General features: G+C 58.1%; 2 protein-coding genes. One reads left to right on the plus strand and one right to left on the minus strand.

What is annotated here, in order from left to right; translation table 11 throughout:
- On the plus strand, positions 1–1,109 hold a 1,109-nt coding region (locus EN991_RS35155), incomplete at its 5' end, for a 2-oxoglutarate and iron-dependent oxygenase domain-containing protein (protein WP_245461167.1).
- Between the two features lie 70 nt (positions 1,110–1,179).
- Here EN991_RS35155 and EN991_RS35160 read toward each other — a convergent pair.
- Positions 1,180–1,515: a hypothetical protein gene (locus EN991_RS35160; RefSeq protein WP_127370446.1), complete on the minus strand. Its 336-nt coding sequence runs from the start codon at positions 1,513–1,515 to the stop codon at positions 1,180–1,182.
- Between the last annotated feature and the right edge of the window lie 195 nt (positions 1,516–1,710).

A 1,710-nucleotide genomic window follows, 5' to 3' on the forward strand; every position in this document is an offset into this window, starting at 1 on the left:
GTCGAAACAATCTTCGATGCAAGCCAGCAAGAAAAGGGAACAGAAAAATGAAGGTCCTTGAAACCGGTAATGGCGCGCGTGCAATGAAAGGGGGAGGGCTCGACCCGCAGCGTGTCAGCTTCGACAAGATCCCGATCATCGATCTCGAGCCCATGTTCGCAGGCAACGAGGCGGCCAGGCGAAAGCTCGCCCAGGAACTGCGCAAGGCCTGCACGGAAGTCGGCTTCCTCTATATCAAGAACCATCACGTTCCGAAGGATGTCATCGATGCCACGTTTGGGGTGGCGGAGGTGTATTTCGCCGAATCCGACGACGTGAAGATGGAGAATCACGTTTCCAATTCAAAGAATAATCGCGGTTATGCGGCAATATTGGAAGAGAATACGGATCCGACCGCGCGCGGAGACCTGCACGAATCCTATGATATTGCGCTGGATGTGCCAGCCGACGATCCGGACGTGAAGGCCGGCAAAGTACTCTACGGTCCCAACCAGTGGCCAGCGGGCAGGCCGGAATTCCGAACGGCACTGGAAGCCTACCATGCCGAGATGCTGACGCTGAGTGGCCACCTGCTCCATGCCTTTGCTCTGGCTCTTGGGTTGGAGGAGACATATTTCGACCTGCTGGTCGGCAAGCCGCTCGCAACTTTGCGGGTGCTCCACTATCCACCGCAGTTTGGCGAGATCGATGACCGCCAGATCGGCATTGGGGCGCATTCGGACTATGAGTGCTTCACGATCCTGGCCCAGAAGGATGGTATTTCAGCCTTGCAGGTACTGAATGCAACTGGCGAGTGGATTGCGGCCGATCCCGTCCCCGGCTGCTTCGTCGTCAATGTGGGAGATCAGATGGCGCGTTGGACCAATGACCTTTTCGCCTCGACCGTCCACCGCGCGGTGAATCGTTCCGGCAAAGAACGCTATTCGATCCCGTTCTTCTTCGGTCCAAACTATGATGCCGTGATCGAGGTGCTTCCCAGTTGCATTGATGAGGATCATCCTGCGAAGTACCCTCCGATCACGTCGGGCGAATACGTCAACGGCCGCTTCAAGGCGACATTTGCGCACTATGCCGCGCAAAGCGAGGCCGGCGCCGAAACCGCGGCTTAAGCGGATAATCCTGTCATGCGCGGCCGCTCCTGTGGCCGCGCATCGCATACCCGCCGTCCGTTGACCGAGATCAATATGATAGCACCCTCGATGGGTAGCGTCGCGTTAACTGGTTAGCCATGGCGTCACCAGAAGAACCCATTTCGGTTTGACGGTGGATGTGGCTAATTTTTCGGCTTTGAGGGCTTGGTGGAGCGCGGTCTTCCCGATTTGGGCTTTGAGCAGCAACGGAGCAGAAAACCTGCATAAGGAAGTCACGGCTCGTCGTCCGGGTCAGCGGTTTTCGGATCGCGTGGCGGGCCTCGGTTTCGGCTATGGCCGCGGCAAGGCACAGCCAGTCGGCGATGCTGAGGGGGGTAATGTTTTCAGGGGGCATTTTGCCGGTGCCAAAATGGATATCGCTCATGGTCTTACCCCTTGATGGTTGCGCGAGTGCTGAAGGTGAAAGTGTGGAGGGAGCACCACCGCCCGAAGCTGCGGCCTGGCCTCCCCACAAGGGGACCCTCAAGGGGGAGATCGGCCACCGCCCTTAAATCAGCTTCTCCAGCGTGATCGGCAGATCCCTGATCCTCTTTCCCGTCGCATGGAACACCGCGTTGGC

Origin of the sequence: Mesorhizobium sp. M7A.F.Ca.US.005.03.2.1 (assembly GCF_003997795.1) — a bacterium.
Taxonomy (GTDB): domain Bacteria; phylum Pseudomonadota; class Alphaproteobacteria; order Rhizobiales; family Rhizobiaceae; genus Mesorhizobium; species Mesorhizobium ciceri.

What these genes read in the sequence shown, in the direction of transcription:
- EN991_RS35160 (WP_127370446.1), bottom strand. Translation starts at nt 1,515, where the DNA reads ATGAGCGATATCCATTTTGGCACCGGCAAAATGCCCCCTGAAAACATT.